This is a genomic window from Leptospiraceae bacterium (assembly GCA_016708435.1).
GTDB lineage: Bacteria > Spirochaetota > Leptospiria > Leptospirales > Leptospiraceae > UBA2033.
Map to the genome: position 1 here is coordinate 266,818 of JADJFV010000004.1, position 19,839 is coordinate 286,656.

Genomic DNA, 19,839 nt, shown 5'->3' on the forward strand with positions numbered 1-19,839 from the left:
AGTCAATGCCACTTCCTTGAGGTCGCGGCATAATGCTCAAGAACGAAAATGTCTGGACATTGAGCGAAATTGAAATGTCGTTTACTACTGTTTAGCCGGTGCAGGTGTTGCTGGTTTAGTATCGCTACTTCCTTTAGGAGAATCTTTACCGTCTTCTACAACCAATGTTTCATTGATTAACTGTCTTTTTAAATCAGCATTCACATGATTCATGTCAGTAAATTTAAGTTGAACATTTTCTTCTACTTCTTCTTCGTAGACTTTACCTAAAAGGTCAGATGCATCTCTTCTGTATCTTTCTGGAATTCGTCTGTCATATACTGGATTGATGCTTTTTGGTAATACATGAGGATTAAGTCTGTAATTCATAGATTTGCCTTTATCCGCAACTGTCTCTTCTCCCTTTGCATCGGTTAATACGATTTTACCCAAAGTTGTTTTGTCGTCTTTTTGAAGGTAGTAGTTATCGTATGGGTATTTAAGCTTGAATAGATTGATAGCAGCTTCTCTTGCGTCTCTACATCTTGCAATCACATCCATATATTTTTCAATTCTGAACTTTCTATGGGCAGGTTGTAATTTTTGATGTCTTTCTAAGTTACGTTCAATTTTGAGAGCTTCGATTCTTGCTTTCTTTGCTTGCCCTAACGCTTTGTAACCTGCTTCAGTGTTTTGCTCGATAGCATATTTGTTTGTGGCAAAGTGATATTCTTTTGCATCATATTGGCGGCTAACATAAGGAGCTTCTCTGTTTTCACGAAACTCTCCAACGTTCTTAGAGCCTCTTCCGTATTCAACGCTGATATCAACAAGTTCTCTATCTACATCTTTTAAACTATCGCCTACTTTCTTGTTACCTTCTTTTGCATCAAAAGCGGGATCTTCGTAGTCTTTAGCATCTTTAATAAATACAGCAGCTTTTAGAATTTCAGCAGTGCCTTCAATGTAGAATTCAGAAATTTCTTCTAAGAGTTGTTCTGTATCTACTTGAGCCTCTAAGAATCTTCTATAAGAATTGGAATAATCGCCTTCGAAATAATCGGTTAATCCTTCTTGGAAAAGCTTCTTGATTTCGCTGTAACGTTTAACTCTTTCTCCCTCTTTACCTGCTTCTGCTTTCAATAAAGCCGGCTTTCCATCTTTATCGCTACCGCGATAATTTTTAACGATGGGCTCAAGGGTTCTCAGATAGCCGAGTAATTCTACACGTTTCTGGTATGCTTTACTCATAATTGGCTCTGCGAAAAGAGATTGGAATCCGAAGATTAATGTAAGAGATATGATGATTTTTTTCATTGTCTGTCCTATGCCTGTTAGTCTATATGAAGCTTGTACTAAACTCTTATGATTACCTTTAAAGTTCAAGAAGAATAATATATATTGATTCTATTTAATAGTATCTCAAAACTATATAAAAATGAATCAGTATAGACCACTTCAGCTTGTTCTATAAAGTAAAAACAATTCTTTTTGAGAAATGGTATAAGTAGTTTAAAACCTGTCCATACTAGTATCGGATTTCAAGTATACACCAAATGACAAAAATAATTTCCCGGAAGGATTTATTTGGAGTAGGTTTGGGATAACCGAACGCATTCTTTAGAGTGAGAAATGTGCGATTGATTTTAGCGTTCAGTATTATAGATTGACATTTATTAGGATATAAATGAATGTTTATTTGAGAGGAATTTTATATAAATGCCACCTGTAAGTACAAAAGTTGAACCACTTAAGAAAGCCTCCTTTCGTTCCAAAGACAATAGTGTATGTCCAGTTTGCGACACCATTCACCAAAGAGAGCAAATGTTCCAAGGTGGGGGTCGTTTAATTGCAGGTAAGCTTACAAAGGAACTTAGGCGACTATACGAAAAAAATAAAAAATACGGGCGCATCAATCCGAATGATTATGTTATCGTTGTTTGTCCAAAGTGCCTTTATGCTTCCTTCCCAAAAGATTGGAGTTTACTTGTAGGACCCGATTTGGATCGAATGAAATCCCAATCTGGCGACAGGAAAGTAAATATTGAAAAAATTCTTGGTCCACTTGATTTTTCTGCAGAGCGCAACCTAATCACAGGGGCGGGTGCCTTTTTACTAGCAATCGACTCCTATCAAAATCGATCCCCTAAGGATGCGCCGACTCCCAAAAAAGCGGTATGTGCTTTAAAAGCGGCTTGGTATTTTGATGATTTGCATACTGAATTTCCAGCTTTGGGCTATGATAGAGTTCGCGATACTTTATACCAAAAAGCTGCTTCTTGGTATGGGCTGACTTTAGATATTATGCAAACTGGTCAAGAGCCTGTCGATTCAGCGGCGCCTATTTTAGGTCCTGATACAGACAACAACTGGGGATTTGATGGGGTTATATATCTAAATGCCTACCTCACAATGAAATTTAGAGATATGATGTCAGAAATTCCAGATGAGCGAGTAAAGCTTCTTGCAAAGTCAAAGCGCATGCTTGCAAAACTATACGGATCTGGAAAATCTTCCAAGTCAAAGCCTTCTGCTATTCTAGATATGGCAAAGGAACTCTATGATGAACTGGCTAAACTGATCGAATCCCTGGGAGGAGAAAAGTAGGCTTGCCGAGAACTGTTTTAATTTTAGAGTATGATGGTCCTCGGTTTAACGGATTTCAAAAGCAAAAAAGTGCAAAGCAAATCACAGTTCAAGAAAAACTCGAAGATGTGATTTCGCTCATACTTCGAGAAGATATTACATTAGTTGCTGCGGGAAGAACGGATGCTGGTGTTCATGCAAAAGGTATGGTAGTTAGTTTTTCTAGCACAAGTTCAATTCCCAATTACCACAAATTTTTGGTATCCCTGAATGGATTAGTAGGGGGAAATGTTTCTGCTCTTGCAGGAAAAGAAATCTCCGATCAATTCCATGCTCGATTTTCTTGCACAGAAAGAGAATATGAGTATAAAATACTAAACACAAGAACTCCACATCCACTTTTAAATGAACGAGTTTTATGGTTTAAAAATAATATCGACTTTGACCTACTCCATAGGGAAGTTGAGACTTTACATGGCAAACATGACTTTGCAGGTTTCACAAAAAAATCTGTTTTAGAAACTTACAATTCTACTGAAAGACAAATCACAAAAATAGAAGTCAAAAGAGATAGTGAACTAAAGAATTTATTTAAAATCGTAATTAAGGGAACTGGCTTTTTACATAATATGGTTAGAATCATTGTGGGAACTCTTTTAGATATTGCAAGGGGAAGACTGAAGTCTAATATCCTCGATATTCTACGAACACAGGATAGAACAAATGCGGGTATAACTCTTCCTCCTTATGGCCTTTATTTTTTAAGAGCGTATTACAGGGATTATCCAGAAATCAATCAAATGTATTCAGAAATCTATCAAACCACGGAGAGAGCGTAATCTTTTAAACTCATTCGAATATGAGTTTTATTTTTTCGTTACAATTATGCCTTTAATTCAAAATTCAAAACTTGCACTGAGCTTAGTCGAAGTGTTCAAAATTCAAAAATATATACGTTTTACTTTTCTCATCTATGGTTTATTTGTGTTAACCGCAAGCACGGAAATTTTTTCTCAACAGATAGAAAAAGCAAAGCCAGAAGTGGGCTTTTGGATTGGAGCAGCAAATCCTAGACCAGGCTCACAGACAGCTACAGTGTTAGATACAACATTAGGATTCGGAGTATTTACACGGTTTCACTGGCCTTATGTTTTTTATACTGAGATTGGCGGGGGAATGGCTAATTATCTTTCTCAAACCGAGAGAGGCTTATTGACAATACCCGTATACACTTCTCTTTGTTATAAGTTGCCTTTCGAACTTCCTGTTTCCATTTTCTTTAAAGCGGGTGGTGGTGCAGCCTATGTAATCGCAAGACCTGCCAATGCGGGTAGATGGGATCCAATGTCAACACTTGGAACTGAGGTAAGCTTTGTTGCCGGGCGCAAAATCAGAATTGGTCTAAGGATTGATTATAATGTAATCTATGAAACATTCTGGGTAGATAAAGATCCTGCAACTAAATATCCATATATTTCCCCTTTAGATAGAGACTACAGACTATCGCAACCAAACCAATATCAGTTAAAGAATGGAGAGTTTTTTAACTTTGCACTCATGGTGAGTTTTTTATTATGAAATTCATGAATAAGAATAAATTAAATCGAGGCATTTTTCTTCTGCCTTTACTTATAGTCCTTATTTTTCAAGCGAATTGTTCAAATGGAAAAACAAGCATTGGAAAATACAAAGGTGTTCCCTATGCTGCTTTGAGTTCTCTTTTTAATAATAGAATGCTGCTTTTATTAAAAGGCACCTACGCCACTGATTCACCCATTGCATTTGCTGATTATAATAATGGAACAGGATTGTTATACCAAGATACACAGGACGCTGGTGCAGGTGGAGATCCAGCCTTCGACTTATTCGCATTACCCACTGCAACAAGTTTAAATTTTTTTATGGATATTGGAGAAATTCGAATTTCTTCTAAATACCAGCAGAGCGCTGTTGGATTGGATTATGGCGTAACAACAGTAGCCGCATCTAAAAAAATACTGGGACTTTATTGCAACGCAGAGACAGGTTTATTGTTCGATCCCTTATGCATTTAGTGGAACGAGTTGTGAATTAACAAGTAAGGTTTCTGCCGTATTAATCAATCAATTGTTTAACGGAGAAGGTGTAAAGTTTCCATCCAATGATCCTACCTCAAGTATAACAGGTGGCGGATCAGACGGACAACCCACAAAATACTATGCATCTGGAGTTTACTTCAGAAATTTTGTAACAGGTTGGGGGCGAGAAAATGGAGGGCTAATAACCAATACCCTCTTTGATAATAATCCGATCATCACGGGTGGAGTAAATATCGTTCCTCGAAACAATTATATCCCGGGAACAACAGATGCGGATAAGACGATAAGGACTCCGTTTATGTTTCCGATTTTTCATGCTCTGCAAACAGGTCAGGATGATATGCAAATACGTGGTGGTGCTGATCCTTATATTCTCGAAGTTCGAATGAATATCAAAGAAAATCTAATGGTTCATTCTTATACGACTACATTTGGTTTTGTGCGAACCTTTATAGGAATTAGTGATTGGAGATACGAACACAAGGGTGAGCTAGATTCTGGAGGAAATATTCAATCTAGATCACGTATCATCTATCCTGAAACAGCATCTACACTTCTCATTACAGGTGGAACAAGATCCCTGACGCACTACTACAATGTTTTCAGAGCTGGCGAAACTGAATTCTTTACAGAGCTTCCCCTTGCATCTACCCCTGTGCAACAAGGAACTTCCAAGATTAAATATATCCATGAAGGGACGTATAAACTTCAATGCGTTGGTGACGTCAATAAAGTGGATGGTTACCCAGATAAAGTTATACGGGAAGTCGTTTTTTCAGTTCCATTTGCCTTTCGACAAACTATCAATGTCGATCTAACCTGCCCTTAAATTGCTTGGCTAGCCACTAGACTTAGAAATTCTGGCATTATGATTAGTGCTGCTGGCGTAACAATCCGATACGGAAAGAAAACTTTATTCGAAGATGTAAGTATTAAATTCAAAGAAGGCTGTAGATACGGTCTCATTGGAGCAAATGGAAGTGGTAAATCCACTTTTTTGAAAATCTTAGCGGGTCTTGAACAACCGCATATGGGTGTTGTTTCCGTTGACAAAGGAATGCGAATCGGCTTTTTAAAGCAAGATCATTATGAATACGAAAATGAATCCATTATGAATACAGTTCTAATGGGTCATAAAGATCTCTGGGAAGTTCACAAAGAAAGAGACAGACTTTATTCCCTTCCTGAGATGTCTGAAGAAGAAGGAATCAAAGCAAGCGAGCTAGAAGAAAAATATGCTGACTTGGATGGATACGAAGCGGAAAGCTATGCCGGTGAATTGTTGGAAGGTTTAGGAATTCCATCTAACCTACACCAAGAAACCATGTCAAAGATTACAGGCGGTTACAAGTTACGCGTGTTACTCGCTCAAGTTCTTTTTCAGAAACCAGAAATATTACTTTTAGATGAGCCGACAAATAACCTTGATATTAAGACCATTAAATGGTTGGAAGATTTTTTACGAAACCATACGGGGGTATTGATTGTTATCTCCCACGATAGACATTTTATTAATTCCATAGCAACCGACATAGCTGATTTAGATTACAACGTAATCAGAGTTTATCCAGGAAATTATGACGATTATATGGAAGCTTCTACAATGGCACGCGAGCAATTAATCAACGATAACAAACGCACGAAAGAAAAAATCGCAGACTTACAAGAATTCGTAAGTCGATTTAGTGCCAATGCAAGTAAAGCAAAGCAAGCAACCTCACGTGCAAAGTTAATTGATAAATTAAAATCAGGGCAAATCGAGATTAAACCCTCATCGCGGGTATCTCCGTATATCCGCTTCAAAATGGCAAAGCCACTTGGGAAAGATGTGATCAATGCAGTAGGAATTTCTAAAAAGTATGAAAATCCAATATTTACAGATATAAGCATTTCCATTTCTAAAGGGGAAAAAGTCGGTATCATCGGAACGAATGGAGTAGGGAAGACTACACTCCTTAAATGTTTATTAAAACAATTAGAGCCTGATACCGGAAAGGTGGAACATGGTCAAAGTATGTCAGCTTCTTACTTTCCACAAGACCACAAAGATGGAATTGGAGAAGATGCCGCAACTCTTATCGAATGGCTTTACCGTTATGCGCCAGCAGGAACAGATACAACCGTTATCCGCAGTATGTTAGGTCGTATGCTCTTTAGTGGCGATATGGCACAAAAAAGCACAAGTGTATTATCAGGTGGGGAAAAATCCAGACTCATTCTTTCTCGCATGATTATGGCAGAGGAAAATGTTCTAGCACTTGATGAGCCTACTAACCACTTAGACTTAGAAAGCATTGAAGCATTAAACTATGCCCTTTCTCTTTTTGATGGAACAGTAATATTTGTCAGTCATGATAGAGAGTTTGTATCGTCTCTTGCTACAAGGATAATCGAAGTTACCCCCGGTCAGGTCATCGACTTCAAAGGAACCTATGAAGAATACCTTGAAAAAGAAGGTGCAGAGTTCTTTAAACGTGCTGCAAGTGGTTCCATGCTTGCCAAGAATAAGTAGTATCCGTGTTTTTCTCACAGACTACACAGAGAAAAGAATCAATACTCTCAGTGGACTCTGTGTGCTTTGTGAGAAAAATTTATTTAGCTTAGTAGCTTGTAAGTAAATACATCACACCTAGATTTAATAAACCAATCAAAAGTCCAATCGACCAACCACCTAAAATATCAATCAGGAAGTGGTGAAGAGTGATTAGCCTACCGATGCCGGCAAATATAGAAAGAGCAAAGAAGTAAGGCGAATAGTTATAGACAGTCACTAAAATAAAAATCGATACCATTGAATTGGCTGCGTGTGCAGACGGGAAAGAGTGTTTCATATCTGGATTTTTGTCTTCGTTATTCATTACCTTGATGAGAGGGCGTTTGCGAGAAATAGTTTTTTTTAAGAATAACACAAGTCTATCTGCTATAAATGTAACGGAACCTACGTGGAGAATTACCCAGTAAAATTTATTCTCTGGATAAAAAAAGAACGAAGCAATTAGAATAACGCCTAATGTTTCTCCGCGATTTATTTTGGAAAGGACTCTATCCAAAGATTTATTCTTAATTCTATCGTGAATGAACCGAGAGATAGCTAAGTCAATTTGTATAAGCTTATTAATCAAAGATGTAATTCTTTCTTTAGTTCTTGTGCGAGACTTTGTCTACTTAGTGTTTTTTGTTCGCCCGAAACTAAGTCTTTTAAATTTGCTACGCCTTTTGCTATTTCGTCGCCACCTAAAATCAATACATAACGATAGCCTTTCTTTTCTGCGATTGCAAGTTGTTTTCCGAACTTTTGCTTTGCTTCGAGCATTACTTCGCAGGCAATTCCTTCTGTTCGTAATTCACTGGCTAATTGTAATATGTCTACGGAAATGGAATCATCCATAAGTGGAATAAATACAGTAGCATGTCTTTTGAGATCAGGGATTAAATTATGCGATTTCAAGAAGTTTTGTAGGGTAACATCACCTAGCCCAAATCCAATTCCGGAAAGCTCTTCATTGGAAAAAAGTCCGATTAAGTTATCATATCTTCCCCCGCCATAAAGAGAGCGTTTGTTTTCTGGATTGGTATCGAAGATTTCAAAAATAAATCCTGTGTAATAATCAAATCCCCGAATGATAGAAGGATCAAATTCTATGTATTCGGCTAATCCTAATTTGCCTAGAGTGTCAAACAAGCGGTTAATATCCGTGATAACATCTGACTCAATTCCGCCTATTTCAGAAATATTTTGAATAGAAGAAGCTAGATACTTATAGATAAGGGCAAGCTGCTTGTCCGGTTCGGGCAAATACGCTTTTACCTGTGTTTCGAAATCTTCTTTTGTAATTTTATTTTTTTTGTCTAGTATCTTGGCAATTGCTTGATCGGATTCACCGCCTAATCCAAGAGAATTCTTTAAGAATCCAGATAGAATTTTACGATGTGAAATCTTTACTTTAAAACTTCCTTTGGGTGCGCGGAATGCAAACAAAATATCGCAAGCGAGTTTGATGATTTCGACTTCTGCCTGGAATGAGTTAATTCCAAAGATGTCTACATTTAATTGCCAGTGCTCTCGTAGTCTTCCATGACCTGGTGCTTCGTATCTCCAAAGATTAGGAATAGAATACCATCGAATTGGCTTCGGCAAATCACGATTCTTCGCTGCAACCATTCTCGCAAGAGAAGGAGTCATTTCGGGGCGTATAGCCACATGCCGTTCGCCTTTGTCAATGAAGTCATAAAGTTGACGACCAACAATTTCTTCGCCAGTCTTTGCTTTATACAAATCATAAGATTCTAAAAGCGGAGCATCATATTCTTCATAGCCATAAAGCTGAACTGTGCGTCGCATAACGCCAAACATCCACGCACGAAACCGCATATCATCGGGATAAAAGTCGCGCGTGCCTTTGTAATTTTCTGTAGATATTTTTCTTTCTGATTTACTCAAGTGGAACCCAAACTAAAGGCACCGTGTCTCTGCAACTCATCCTTTATTTGAATGCTCTTACAATGTCCTTGTATTTGTCGAATCCTTTTTCGTCGTTGTTTGAGCCTGTAATCTCGGCTCCCACGTAATAAGTATCTTCCAATTTATAGATATGCTTTGCATTTAAAGAAAAACGCATTGGCACCGTCATTTTAAATACTATGTCCATTGAAAAAGTGGGTTTCGTTTTGAGTGCTTGAAAAATATAATCCGAAGTCACTTCTAAAAGAATTCCCTGCTCTGATACATTGACTATATTTTGTTTCTCATCGATGGAAGCGGTGCTTGAATCCATGATTCGTTTTTTAATTGTATAGGCGATGATTTCAAAGTATTCCAAATTTCCTTGAGTAATAGGAGATTGACTTTCGTTATAACAGTATCCAATCACAACATCTTCTTTACCTGATTTAAAAATAATCGGATAATAAATAAAAGACTGAATTAGATCTTTGCGCAATGCAGCAATCTTTTCATCTAATAAGAATTCTTCTTCATAGTAAGCCTTTAAATCAAAGGTCGGGATGTCTTTAGAGGATTGCATTGTTGCTGTATTCGTAATAAAAAGCGGAAGGCCATGTTTAATAATAATTTCCTCTTCCTCTTTTAGATCATCTCTGTTGAATAAAGGCACAATCTTAGAGCGGGGATATTTGGTTTTTAGAGTTTTGTCTACTTCACTAAAAATTACTTCTGTAGAAAAACCGAGAGCGGTCTTAATATCCAAATCAATCTTAGCCACTAAAAAGTTTCCGGCGTGGACAGGATTTGTTTCTGTAGAAAAACGCTCTGTTCTTCGAGTTCTCTTTGCGATCTTTACTTGCCTGAGTGTGCAAGCGTGAGATTTGTCTTTTGAGCTAACCCGTTCAAAGAGCAACTCAAAGTATTTTTCTCTTGCGTATTTGTATAAAACAATTTCTCGATCTTCGGAAAGTGTATTTTCATTCATCACCTCAATGACGAATGAATTTTTTCCGATGGCAGGTTTAATGGTTACTGTTGGTTTGCCGCTGTATTGTTTAATAAAGGGATCTTTCAATAGATAGTTTTGAGATACATGCTCTAACATTTTATCAACATTGGTTTCAACAGACTCCCATTCCCTAGGAGCCTGTAAAATCGTTGTCATTCGTCTGAAAGAATCTTTTTTATTAGTTTTTGTATCTAGTGCCAATTTTTCTATCCTCTAATTTAACTTTCTAAAATTTACCCTTCTATTCTTTGCTCGACCTTCTTCTGTTTCGTTGTCACCTTGAGGTTGAGAATACCAATATGCCTTAGTTGTAATTCGCTTTGCATCGATTCCTTTTGAAACCAAGTATTCCTTTACTAGTTCAGCTCTTTTTTCGCTCAGTTTTAGGTTAAATTCCTTACCAGCGATGTTATCTGTGTGTCCACCGATTTCAAATAAATCTAGGGGATTCAATTTAAGATATGCCACTAACTTATCAAGCAATTTAATTTGTTCTTTTGCTAATTTGTATTCATTGAATTCATAATATACGATAGTGCTATATATTTTTTCAAAGTCCTTTGTCATTCGTAAGAAGATTTCGATTGTCATGTTTCCTGATGGAGTGTAATCTCCCTCATTAATAATCAAAGTCTCATCTTGATATCCAGGTGCTTTTCCATGAAGCTCGAAACTCTTTGTAGGCTTCTCGGCTAATAGGAATTTTTCCTTTTCTTTCTTGAGTTGTATTCCTTTCTTTTCTGTCTCTGTAAATACTGTTACGGAACCAGTCAAAATTTCTTTTTTCGTTTTATGATCTCTTAGTATGACAATTAGACCGTCTTGTTTTTTCTCTTCTATAGTTGGTTTATCCGTTTTAGTTGGAGTATCTTTTGCATCTTTTGGAGTTTCCGCAGGCTTGTTATCTTTTGCAGGAGGCTCTGCTTCCTCGTCTTTCTTAATTGGCATTAAAACAATTTTTACGTATTTGGATTTTTTTTGACCAACGGAGCCACGGAGATCTAGAGAAAACTCAGTTGGATAATAATCGGGTGCAGAAACTTCAATTTTATAAAGAGAATTTGTAAATAGCTTAGTCGCAAAGTTTTTTGGATGATCTTTGGAGATATCTCCGCCAATTCTCTCAGAAGTAATAATACTAACAACGCCTTTATTGTTCGATATTTTAATTGAAGAGGCAATTCCAATCATTGTTTCCTCTGAACCATCAATTACTAAACCGGTTAAATCAAACAGATATGGTTTACGCATTTCTTCTGGAACTTTCGCTCGGTAAATATCGAATAGCCCCTCACCACCATCTCGATTCGAAGAATAGTATGCCCAGATTCCATCGTGAGTCAATGAAATACCTTCATCGTCCATTGGACTATTAAATGGTTTTGGAAGACGATATACTTCTTTCCAAACAATCGCCTTATTCGGAGTATTCGCTGGATTTGCTCTATCTAAGGTAGTTTCTTTTTCAAACTGTTCATCCATATCTATTCCGAAAAAATTATACTTATGATATTCATCATTTCTGTCTGAGCTAAAATAAAGAGTTAGATTATCAAAGTGAAAGTATGGCATAATCTCGTTAGACGCTGTATTTACTTTATTGCCAATGTTGATCGGACGGGACCATTTTGGATTTGGATCAGTCGCAATATTTACTCTCTCGGAAATCCAAAGATCGAATCCACCAAAACCACCCGGACGATTCGATGAGAATACTAAGTATTTGCCGTCAGGAGAGATGGCTGGCATTCTATCGTCAAAGTCTGAATTGATATCATTGAGATGAATTGGAACTGACCATTTATCCACAGAGGCAGGAGACTCTCTGTGCGTATAATAGATATTTAACCCTTTGAATCCATCTCTTCCTGTTTTAAAACTATCTCGGTCGGTATTTTCTTTTCGAACGGAAGTAAAATAGATTTCTTTGGGTCGTCCTTCTTCATCAAACTGAATTGTAAAAGGTCCATCAAATCCCATAGTACTAAGCTCAATTAGATTGATCGGCTCCATCCAAATTGGTTTTCCAGTTCTATCTTTATAATTTCTATTTTCAGAAAGCCAAAAATCCATTCCGCCCTGTCCACCCGGACGGTTCGATTGAAATACAATGTATCGACCGTTGGGACTGATGATTGGATTGTATTCTACGTTTTGCGTATTTAGAGGAAATCCAAAATGGGTAGACACAGAATCAGTAGAATCCTGTGCGAATAGGGAAGACATAGCTAGTGCTAGGATTAATAAATATCTCATAGTTTTAATATCGAAATAAAAAATTAAGAAAAGGTTATATTTTTGTAAATTGTTTTTATCTTTATTCAACGCTTGCGGTAGATCAGTGCTTTGTCCGGTGGGAATCATTAATTATGTCGTAATTCATCTAATTAACTCCACCCGATCAGGCCCGATTTCATTAAGTTAAGAAAGAAGTATGGTGGAAAATCCTTAACTTAATGAAATTGATCTCACGGCAGCAGTCGAGCTATGTATAAAAAATTTTTCTTACTGGTAAGGGGCTAAACGATAGCCTGCTCGCCTCACAGTAAAAAAATGGAATGAATGCAAAATCTTTGGGTATTGATTCTATGCTTTACTTTTGGGTTTCTTTTAAAGACTACCAAGAGAATTCCTGAAAATGCACCTAAAACGTTAAACGCGTTTATTTTATACATTTCCCTGCCCGCTCAGATTCTGCTTTATACTAGAAACATTAGCTTCTCCGCCGAATTCTTATTACCCGCCGGTATGGCTTGGATTTTATTTCTATCAATCGTAACAATTCTATTTATTCTAAAAAAGTTTTCCCTGATAGATTCTAAGACTTTTGGATGTTTGGTGTTAACCGCCGGGTTTGGAAATACTTCTTTTCTAGGTCTTCCAATGATAGAAATCTTTTTTGGAAAAGAATTTAACTCCATCGGAATTATTTGCGATCAACTAGGAACCTTTTTAATTCTATCATTAGTAGGAATTCCAATTGCTCTTCATCAATCTTCTACTTCTACAGAAATACATACAGTTCTAAAAAGAATTTTGACTTTTCCTCCTTTCCTTGCTTTCTCATTGGCTTTTGGCTTGTCTGGAATCACATTCAGTCCCATTGTTATGAGCGGATTATCTAGATTAGGCGATACACTTGCTCCTTTAGCACTCTTCAGTGTAGGATTTCAATTTAGTCCTAAAAGAATCGGTAATAGAAAAAAAGATTTACTCATGGGCTTAGCGCTAAAGATGGTATTAGCCCCACTGATCGTATATTTGCTCTATTTCATTTTGTTAAAGAATACATCAATGGCTTCTAAGATTTCTGTCTTCGAAGCAGCTATGCCTCCTATGATTACAGGCGGAATTGTTGCGGCTGATAACGATTTGGCGCCAGAGCTAGCGTCTATGATGATTGCGATGGGAGTTTTGGTATCGGTAATCACATTACCGATTTGGAAAATATTACTAAATCAGTATTGATTTTTAAAATCAGGTATCTAGATAAGGTAATAAATTATGCAAATTCATTACTTTTTTTTTATATTTAGTAATTAAATAAGCAATCAATTCTAAATCAAAGGACAAGAATAAAACATCTTTCTTATCTAATATTTCAAAAATTAAAGTATCTATTAATCCTAGCGTTTCAAAGCATTCTATTTTCGATGCGGCTTTACTCTCAATATAAATCTCATTATCATAGAATTTCATTAACTTGTTTAATTCCGCGTAACAGATAGAAAGCTTCTTAGGATTTTTATCAATATTTCCAAGTATATTTGTTACTTCCGTAATTATATTTGGAGTAGTATGAATTTTTGTCTTTTGAAAGTATTTATCTAGATAAGACAAAAGAATATTAGCCACTTTGGGATCAATAGACTTTCCCATTGTTCTATATGTTTTTTACGTTTGATAACCAGTTAATATATTCGATTACAATATTTGCATCTAATAAATCCTGAATTTAAAAAGAATTAAGCTTGATGGTGGTGAACCTTCCATATTTATTTTGTCTTGGATTCATTTCTCTTATTCCCATCGAAATAAATTCCAGACTAGAACGATCAAAGTAAAATGTTCGGTATTTTCTGACTTCAATAAAATCATTCGGATCAGGATAAGGGTTACCATCATCAACGCCAACGAACCTGTTACGAGAATATCCGATAGTTATATATATTTCAGAATTATTGGAAGAAAATTCCTCAATTTCAATGTCAAAAATATTCGTATCTTGAACTGTTTGCTTTAAAATATCCGTGCAGGTATCGGCAATTAATTTAAAATTGATTTGTTCCATAATGTCTTATCCTGAATGGAATATTCAATAATGTCAATATTTTTTTATTGAAGAATCCTACTTAAAAGTAGGATTTACTTTTTCGATGGCGATTTTTGCTTTTTCTAAAACTTTCTCGCGTTTGATTGGCTTTACCATGTAGTCTATCGCACCGTTGTCGAGAAGACTTTTGATAACGCCTGGAGAATTTTCTTCGGAAATGAAAAATATCTTAGGTAAAATTCCACCTTGTTCTTTCATTTCCCAGAACGCCGCATAACCGTCCATAACCGGTAGACTCACTTCCATGAAGATAAGATCGACTAGCCGGTTCTCCTTATACATATTGATCAAGTCTCTTCCGGTTTCAGCGATTCCAATAATCTTGTAACCTTCTGATTCCAGAATTTGTTGGAGTTGTTTTAACTGAAATTTAGACGGCTCCGCTATGATAACGCTATACGGTCTTCCGTTTGGTGAGATTCCTTGTGGTTGGTATTGAGCCATATTATCCTTTTTCGATAACCTTTTCTATTTCTTTGCCAATTTCTTCTGTGCCTAGAACCTTTGCACCTTTTTCTGCGATGTCTCCAGTTCTAAAGCCCAATTTAATCACTTCTCTCACAGCATTCTCTATTTGCAAGGCTTCTTTTTCCATCGAAAAAGAATATCGTAGCATAAGAGCCGCGGAAAGAACTTGTGCGATTGGATTAGCAATTCCTTTACCTGCGATGTCAGGAGCTGAACCACAGAAGGCTCATAGAGACCAAATCCAGATTCAGACAAAGACGCAGACGATAGCATTCCAATGGAGCCGGTTATTTGAGAAGCCTCATCGGAAAGAATATCTCCAAACATATTTTCGCAGAGCACAACATCAAATTGTTTTGGTTTTACAATGAGCTGCATTGCCGCATTATCCACGTAGAGGTGATTTAACTCTACATCGGAAAATTCTTTTTATGAAGAGCAACTACTACTTCCCGCCAGAACACAGACGTAGTTAATACGTTTGCTTTGTCGATGCTCGTTACTTTTTTATTTCGTTTGCGGGCTGCTTCAAATGCGACACGCGCAATACGTTCGATCTCACGACGGGAATAACGCATTGTATCATAAGCAAATTCTTCTGGACCAGAGCCTTCACGACCTTTTGGTTTTCCAAAATAAATTCCACTTGTTAATTCACGTAAAATTAAAACATCCAGTCCATCACCGATAATTTCTGCCTTAATAGGAGAAGCATTTCTAAGCTCGGAGTAAATAATCGCAGGACGAAGATTTGCAAAAGATCAAAGTGCTTGCGTAGAGGAAGTAACGCACCACGCTCTGGTTGTAAATCGGGAGGAAGAGTTTCCCATTTAGGTCCACCAACTGAGCCAAACAAAATCGCGTCTGAAGCTTCACAGAGCTTTAATGTTTCTTCTGGTAAAGGTTTTCCCGTTAGATCAAGTGCTGCTCCACCAACCGGTGCTTCTGTAAAAGAAAATTCAACGCCAGACTTCGCAACTGTCTTTTTTAAAACCGAGAGGGCAACACGCATTACCTCCGGACCGATTCCATCCCCTGCTAAAACTGCAATTTTTTTTCCATGAGCTGTTTATTATTACCTTTCAAAATTTGTAATGCTTCGTCTAGTCTTTCGATTCCAATGTTAAGCGGCGGCATGATTCGAATCACGGTATCCGCTGTGGAATTGACTATCAGACCTTCTTTCAAGCATTCTACTGCAATACTTTTGGAAGGTATTGTAAAATCAACTCCGATATGAAGTCCAAGACCTCTAACATCTTTGATGATTGGATATTTTGTTTTTAATAATCTCAGTCTAGTAAAGGCAAACTCCGACAACGCAGGAACATTTTCAACAATCTCTCTGCTGATTAAAATACGAAGCGTTTCATAGGCAACAGCAGTCGCCATATGGTTTCCTCCGAATGTAGAGCCATGAGAGCCAGGACCTAAGACTCCTGCAAATGGAGTTGATACAATCAAGGCTCCAATCGGAATTCCTGAACCCAGTGCTTTGCCTAAAGTCATTGCGTCGGGGATAATACCATAATGCTCACAGGCAAAAAGTTTTCCTGTTCTTCCCATTCCTGTTTGGATTTCATCAAAGATGAGAAGAGCATCATTTTCCTGAGTGAGTTTACGCGCTAGATTTACGAAGCTCTGGGTAAGAGGAATTATCCCCTTCCCGATTACCAATTCTAAAAATGAGTCCAGCGATATTTCCATTGTTTCTTTTCGAATGCTCTTCTTCCTAGAGACTCTTCGCTGCTTTTACCTCAACGTATTCAAAACCAGAAGCAAATCACCGTAACCCTCTCGGATCTTATCTTGCCCGGTCATTCCCATAGAAGCAATGGTTCTTCCGTGAAAGCTTTGTTTTAAGCTCAGCATGATCGGATTGTGTTTGTCTTTTGATACTGCATATTTTCTTGCAAGCTTAAACGCTGCTTCGCTTTGCTTCCGTTCCCGAATTACAAAAAAGAATACTTTTCCAGGAAAGCTATGTGCGATGAGTGACCTGTAGCAAGAAGAGAAGCCTCTTCTGGAATAAAAACCAATTAGATGTATGAAAGCATATCTGCTTGTTTGTGGACAACGTCGATTATGTCCGCATCACTCTGTCCTAGATTGCTTACAGCAACACCACATAAGCAGTCAATGTATCGCTTGTTGTTTGTATCAAACAACAACCTCACCTGCCCCATATTTAAAAACTACATCGTATGGAGCATAATTTCCGATTAAATATTTTGCTGATCTTTCTTTACTTCAGAAAGCTTGACTTTGTTATTGCTAAATCACTCATTTAAACCTGCCAGTTTTACAAATAAAATTTCCGATTGTTTGATTTCATCGACCAATTCTTTTTTCATTCTTTCGATCTCATCTACTGCATGAGGTTGAGCGATGGAAAGAAAAGAGGAATACAGTTTAATCTTTGGCTCTGTTCCGGAGGGGCGAATTGTGAGTTTCCCACTACCAGAAAGGACTAATTGATAACATCGGAAGAAGGAAGTCCTGCGAATATATTTTTGGAACTTCTCCGTTCATCTTTTGTTTTTGTAATCTATAAAACCCTAAGATTTTTTACGTTTACCAATTGTGCTACTGACTAACTCTGTGTTTGTGTTGGCAACTTCTCTAGACTTTCTTTGATCTTTGTTTTCCAGCTTCCTTTGAGAGTGATGGATTTTAAAGACTCCATGTATAGACCATACTTCATGTAAATTTCATTTAAGTAAGCCAGAACATCTTTTTCTCACTTAGAATTTCGAGAAGAAGAAGTGTAGAAGAAAGAGAACTTATCACGAAGTAAATCTACAGGCAATAGCCATAAGACTCTTCTCCACCGAAGAGGAATTTTTTCTTTTTGTCTTTTTCGATTTTGGTCATCTCACTTCCGATGAATTTAAAACCGGTCAAAACGTTTTTGAGTTTGATTTTATTTTTAGAAGCAATCTTTTCTTGTAACTCGGTGGTTACGATTGTCTTAAATACATGGTAACCAAATTTTTCTGTCCTGCTACTTTCTCAGAGATACGCAACATGATACTTCCAATTTGATTTCCGTTTAACAGTTCGTAGCTTCCATCCTTTCTTCTAATCCCTACACCCATTCTATCTGCATCTGGATCTGTAGCGACAAATATCTGTGCATCCATTCTTCTTGCATGAGTTTCGGATAATGCCAATGCTTCTCTTTCTTCTGGATTTGGAAATTTAACAGTTGGAAATTCTCCATTTGGTTTTTCTTGTTCGGGAACGAGAGAAACTCTTTTGTATCCAGCTTTGTTTAAGAGAGTCTTCATATACTCTCCACCGGTTCCGTGTAACGGTGAGTAGACGATACTATAATTTCTATCTTTAGCTTTGAGCTTTGTATTGTAAATAGGAGTCGCAAGGACTTGCTTGATGTAAGCGGCAAATACCTTTTTGTCTACGTTCTTCACATACTTCTTGTAATCCGCATCTGTCTTTTTCAGAAGAGGAATTTCATTCCAATCAGAAACATTATCAATGGAAGCAATAATCTTTGCATCATCGGTGCGACTAATTGTCCACCATCGGCAAGGTATGCTTTGAATCCGTTGTATTCAGGAGGATTGTGGGAAGCAGTAACAACAACACCAGCCTGTGCTTTTAAACGTCGCACTGCGTAGGATAACATAGGGTAGGCGTAACGACTGGAAAGATTTGCACATTGATCTTATGCTTAGCAGCAACTCCAGCGGTTACTTCTATGAATTCGCGAGAACGTCTTCTAGAGTCATAAGCGATGACAAGTGTTGTCTTTTGTTTTTGTATTTTGCTTTAGAAATCGGCAAAAACCAAGAGCAGCGCGTCCAACGGTGTATTCATTCAGGCGACCGATACCGGAGCCAATGACACCCCTGATTCCACCGGTTCCAAATTCAAGCGGAATGGTGAATGCTTCTATTTCGGAGTTGGATTCTCCTTTTTAAACTGCGCCAACACATCGTTAGCTGTCTTTCTGATTTCTGCAGAGAAAGGAGATTCAGTCCATGCTTGAATCATCTCTTCTTTAGTGAATGTTTTATTTGTGCTCTTAGCCATAACGTCCTCCGTAGATTTCCATTTCTGAAAATCCCTACATACAAATGTATTTTAGAATGTCTGTATGTCAAGTGAAGGAAATTTGCTAGATGTTCAGGCTACTAATTGTTTATAATTCGTTTTCTTGATTGCATCAGGAAATATATTATCTATTGAAAGCTCTCGATCTTCCGATGCATTTAGCCACGCATTCGTTCTTTCAGTTACTAAAAGACCTTCATAGCCTTTCAATTTAACATTTTTAAAGTTCTTACGAATCCATTTAAAAAAATCATCCGCCATTTTAGAAAGAGTTCATTTTTAGGAGCATTGCCATTTCCTATTGTAGCTTTTGTGTAATAAACTCTTCCTCTCATTTTGATTGGTATTATTATAATATCCTGGCTGAGAAAATTCTATTACGGGAGAATCCAATATATCAATTGTAAAATATTTTGAGTATCTATATATCTTTTTTATTTGATCTGCTACACTCGGTAACGAGATAAATTTTCCGGGAGTTGAATTTTATCTAATAAAGATTTTAGCGGTTCAATGCTAACTGTTTTTGTATAATTCGGGATAATGATCATTCCATTCTTTCGAATATATTCATCAACTTCTAGAATATCTTCTTTCATTAAATAAAAATTAATTTGTCTGCCCATCATTTTCGGTTCCCTCCTCTGCATTGTAAGCATGAAACTCAATTCGAATATCTTTGTATTTTTCAATTTCCTCTATTACATCTCTTTCGCGCTTCACAGGCAAGCCTTTTTTTGTTTGTATTCCAATTTGGTGAAACTCAACGGGAATTTCTGTGTCTTGATCTAAACCAACGACATCAATATATCGTCCTTGACCTGTTATCAATCGGATAAACTTTTCAAAGCCTCCAATGAATCCT

Annotated in this window: 15 protein-coding genes and 5 pseudogenes; 6 read left to right on the forward strand and 14 right to left on the reverse strand. The window is 37.1% G+C overall.

Going from position 1 to position 19,839, the window contains the following annotated elements; all coding sequences use genetic code 11:
* Positions 1-219: 219 nt before the first annotated feature.
* Positions 220-1,296 (reverse strand): annotated as a pseudogene (locus tag IPH52_09465) (hypothetical protein).
* A 402-nt stretch (positions 1,297-1,698) separates the two neighbouring features.
* On the opposite strand from IPH52_09465, the gene IPH52_09470 reads away from it, so the two are divergent.
* From IPH52_09470 to IPH52_09490, 5 genes and pseudogenes are all read left to right on the forward strand, one after another.
* Entirely contained in the window at positions 1,699-2,586 is an 888-nt protein-coding gene (locus tag IPH52_09470; protein ID MBK7055269.1) for a DUF2225 domain-containing protein, read from the forward strand.
* Between the two features lie 2 nt (positions 2,587-2,588).
* Positions 2,589-3,404 (forward strand): tRNA pseudouridine(38-40) synthase TruA, encoded by an 816-nt coding sequence (truA, locus tag IPH52_09475; GenBank protein MBK7055270.1) that lies wholly within the window; start codon positions 2,589-2,591, stop codon positions 3,402-3,404.
* Between the two features lie 46 nt (positions 3,405-3,450).
* A complete protein-coding gene (locus IPH52_09480) occupies positions 3,451-4,143 on the forward strand; it encodes a hypothetical protein (protein ID MBK7055271.1) in 693 nt (230 codons plus the stop codon).
* A 155-nt stretch (positions 4,144-4,298) separates the two neighbouring features.
* Positions 4,299-5,472: pseudogene (locus IPH52_09485) on the forward strand (hypothetical protein).
* Between the two features lie 39 nt (positions 5,473-5,511).
* Positions 5,512-7,155, forward strand: coding sequence for an ABC-F family ATPase (locus tag IPH52_09490; protein MBK7055272.1), 1,644 nt, complete (start codon positions 5,512-5,514; stop codon positions 7,153-7,155).
* A gap of 88 nt (positions 7,156-7,243) precedes the next feature.
* Here the strand turns inward: IPH52_09490 and IPH52_09495 are convergent, their stop codons facing one another.
* From IPH52_09495 to IPH52_09510, 4 genes are all read right to left on the reverse strand, one after another.
* A complete protein-coding gene (locus IPH52_09495) occupies positions 7,244-7,765 on the reverse strand; it encodes a phosphatase PAP2 family protein (GenBank protein MBK7055273.1) in 522 nt (173 codons plus the stop codon).
* A complete protein-coding gene (locus tag IPH52_09500) occupies positions 7,762-9,015 on the reverse strand; it encodes a histidine--tRNA ligase (protein ID MBK7055274.1) in 1,254 nt (417 codons plus the stop codon). Before IPH52_09500 ends, IPH52_09495 begins: the two co-directional genes overlap by 4 nt.
* 112 nt (positions 9,016-9,127) lie before the next feature.
* Positions 9,128-10,297: a DUF1577 domain-containing protein gene (locus IPH52_09505; GenBank protein ID MBK7055275.1), complete on the reverse strand. Its 1,170-nt coding sequence runs from the start codon at positions 10,295-10,297 to the stop codon at positions 9,128-9,130.
* Between the two features lie 12 nt (positions 10,298-10,309).
* A complete protein-coding gene (locus IPH52_09510) occupies positions 10,310-12,322 on the reverse strand; it encodes a PD40 domain-containing protein (GenBank protein MBK7055276.1) in 2,013 nt (670 codons plus the stop codon).
* A 336-nt stretch (positions 12,323-12,658) separates the two neighbouring features.
* Here IPH52_09510 and IPH52_09515 point away from each other — a divergent pair, with 336 nt between their 5' ends.
* The gene (locus tag IPH52_09515; protein MBK7055277.1) at positions 12,659-13,564 is read left to right on the forward strand and encodes an AEC family transporter; all 906 of its coding nucleotides are present in this window, start codon (positions 12,659-12,661) and stop codon (positions 13,562-13,564) included.
* Between the two features lie 9 nt (positions 13,565-13,573).
* On the opposite strand, the gene IPH52_09520 is transcribed toward IPH52_09515, so the two are convergent.
* From IPH52_09520 to IPH52_09560, 9 genes and pseudogenes are all read right to left on the reverse strand, one after another.
* A complete protein-coding gene (locus IPH52_09520; GenBank protein MBK7055278.1) occupies positions 13,574-13,975 on the reverse strand; it encodes a hypothetical protein in 402 nt (133 codons plus the stop codon).
* Between the two features lie 76 nt (positions 13,976-14,051).
* Positions 14,052-14,387, reverse strand: a complete 336-nt coding sequence (locus IPH52_09525) for a hypothetical protein (GenBank protein MBK7055279.1) — start codon at positions 14,385-14,387, stop codon at positions 14,052-14,054.
* Positions 14,388-14,444: 57 nt separating this feature from the next.
* Complete coding sequence (locus IPH52_09530) at positions 14,445-14,873, reverse strand: response regulator (protein MBK7055280.1); 429 nt, start codon at positions 14,871-14,873, stop codon at positions 14,445-14,447.
* 1 nt (position 14,874) lies between these two features.
* Positions 14,875-15,909: pseudogene (leuB, locus tag IPH52_09535) on the reverse strand (3-isopropylmalate dehydrogenase).
* A 26-nt stretch (positions 15,910-15,935) separates the two neighbouring features.
* A pseudogene (locus IPH52_09540) lies at positions 15,936-17,184 on the reverse strand (aminotransferase class III-fold pyridoxal phosphate-dependent enzyme).
* A pseudogene (locus tag IPH52_09545) lies at positions 17,177-18,914 on the reverse strand (phospho-sugar mutase). Before IPH52_09545 ends, IPH52_09540 begins: the two co-directional pseudogenes overlap by 8 nt.
* Before the next feature lie 132 nt (positions 18,915-19,046).
* Positions 19,047-19,235, reverse strand: a complete 189-nt coding sequence (locus tag IPH52_09550) for a hypothetical protein (GenBank protein ID MBK7055281.1) — start codon at positions 19,233-19,235, stop codon at positions 19,047-19,049.
* Between the two features lie 185 nt (positions 19,236-19,420).
* Complete coding sequence (locus tag IPH52_09555) at positions 19,421-19,603, reverse strand: hypothetical protein (protein MBK7055282.1); 183 nt, start codon at positions 19,601-19,603, stop codon at positions 19,421-19,423.
* Positions 19,584-19,805: a hypothetical protein gene (locus IPH52_09560; protein MBK7055283.1), complete on the reverse strand. Its 222-nt coding sequence runs from the start codon at positions 19,803-19,805 to the stop codon at positions 19,584-19,586. The genes IPH52_09555 and IPH52_09560 overlap by 20 nt, the downstream gene beginning before the upstream one ends.
* Between the last annotated feature and the right edge of the window lie 34 nt (positions 19,806-19,839).

What these genes read in the sequence shown, in the direction of transcription:
- IPH52_09470 (MBK7055269.1), top strand. Translation starts at nt 1,699, where the DNA reads ATGCCACCTGTAAGTACAAAAGTTGAACCACTTAAGAAAGCCTCCTTT.
- IPH52_09520 (MBK7055278.1), bottom strand. Translation starts at nt 13,975, where the DNA reads ATGGGAAAGTCTATTGATCCCAAAGTGGCTAATATTCTTTTGTCTTAT.
- IPH52_09510 (MBK7055276.1), bottom strand. Translation starts at nt 12,322, where the DNA reads ATGTCTTCCCTATTCGCACAGGATTCTACTGATTCTGTGTCTACCCAT.
- IPH52_09555 (MBK7055282.1), bottom strand. Translation starts at nt 19,603, where the DNA reads ATGATGGGCAGACAAATTAATTTTTATTTAATGAAAGAAGATATTCTA.
- IPH52_09490 (MBK7055272.1), top strand. Translation starts at nt 5,512, where the DNA reads ATGATTAGTGCTGCTGGCGTAACAATCCGATACGGAAAGAAAACTTTA.
- IPH52_09500 (MBK7055274.1), bottom strand. Translation starts at nt 9,015, where the DNA reads ATGCGGTTTCGTGCGTGGATGTTTGGCGTTATGCGACGCACAGTTCAG.
- IPH52_09530 (MBK7055280.1), bottom strand. Translation starts at nt 14,873, where the DNA reads ATGGCTCAATACCAACCACAAGGAATCTCACCAAACGGAAGACCGTAT.
- IPH52_09515 (MBK7055277.1), top strand. Translation starts at nt 12,659, where the DNA reads ATGCAAAATCTTTGGGTATTGATTCTATGCTTTACTTTTGGGTTTCTT.
- IPH52_09480 (MBK7055271.1), top strand. Translation starts at nt 3,451, where the DNA reads ATGCCTTTAATTCAAAATTCAAAACTTGCACTGAGCTTAGTCGAAGTG.
- IPH52_09525 (MBK7055279.1), bottom strand. Translation starts at nt 14,387, where the DNA reads ATGGAACAAATCAATTTTAAATTAATTGCCGATACCTGCACGGATATT.
- IPH52_09550 (MBK7055281.1), bottom strand. Translation starts at nt 19,235, where the DNA reads ATGGCGGATGATTTTTTTAAATGGATTCGTAAGAACTTTAAAAATGTT.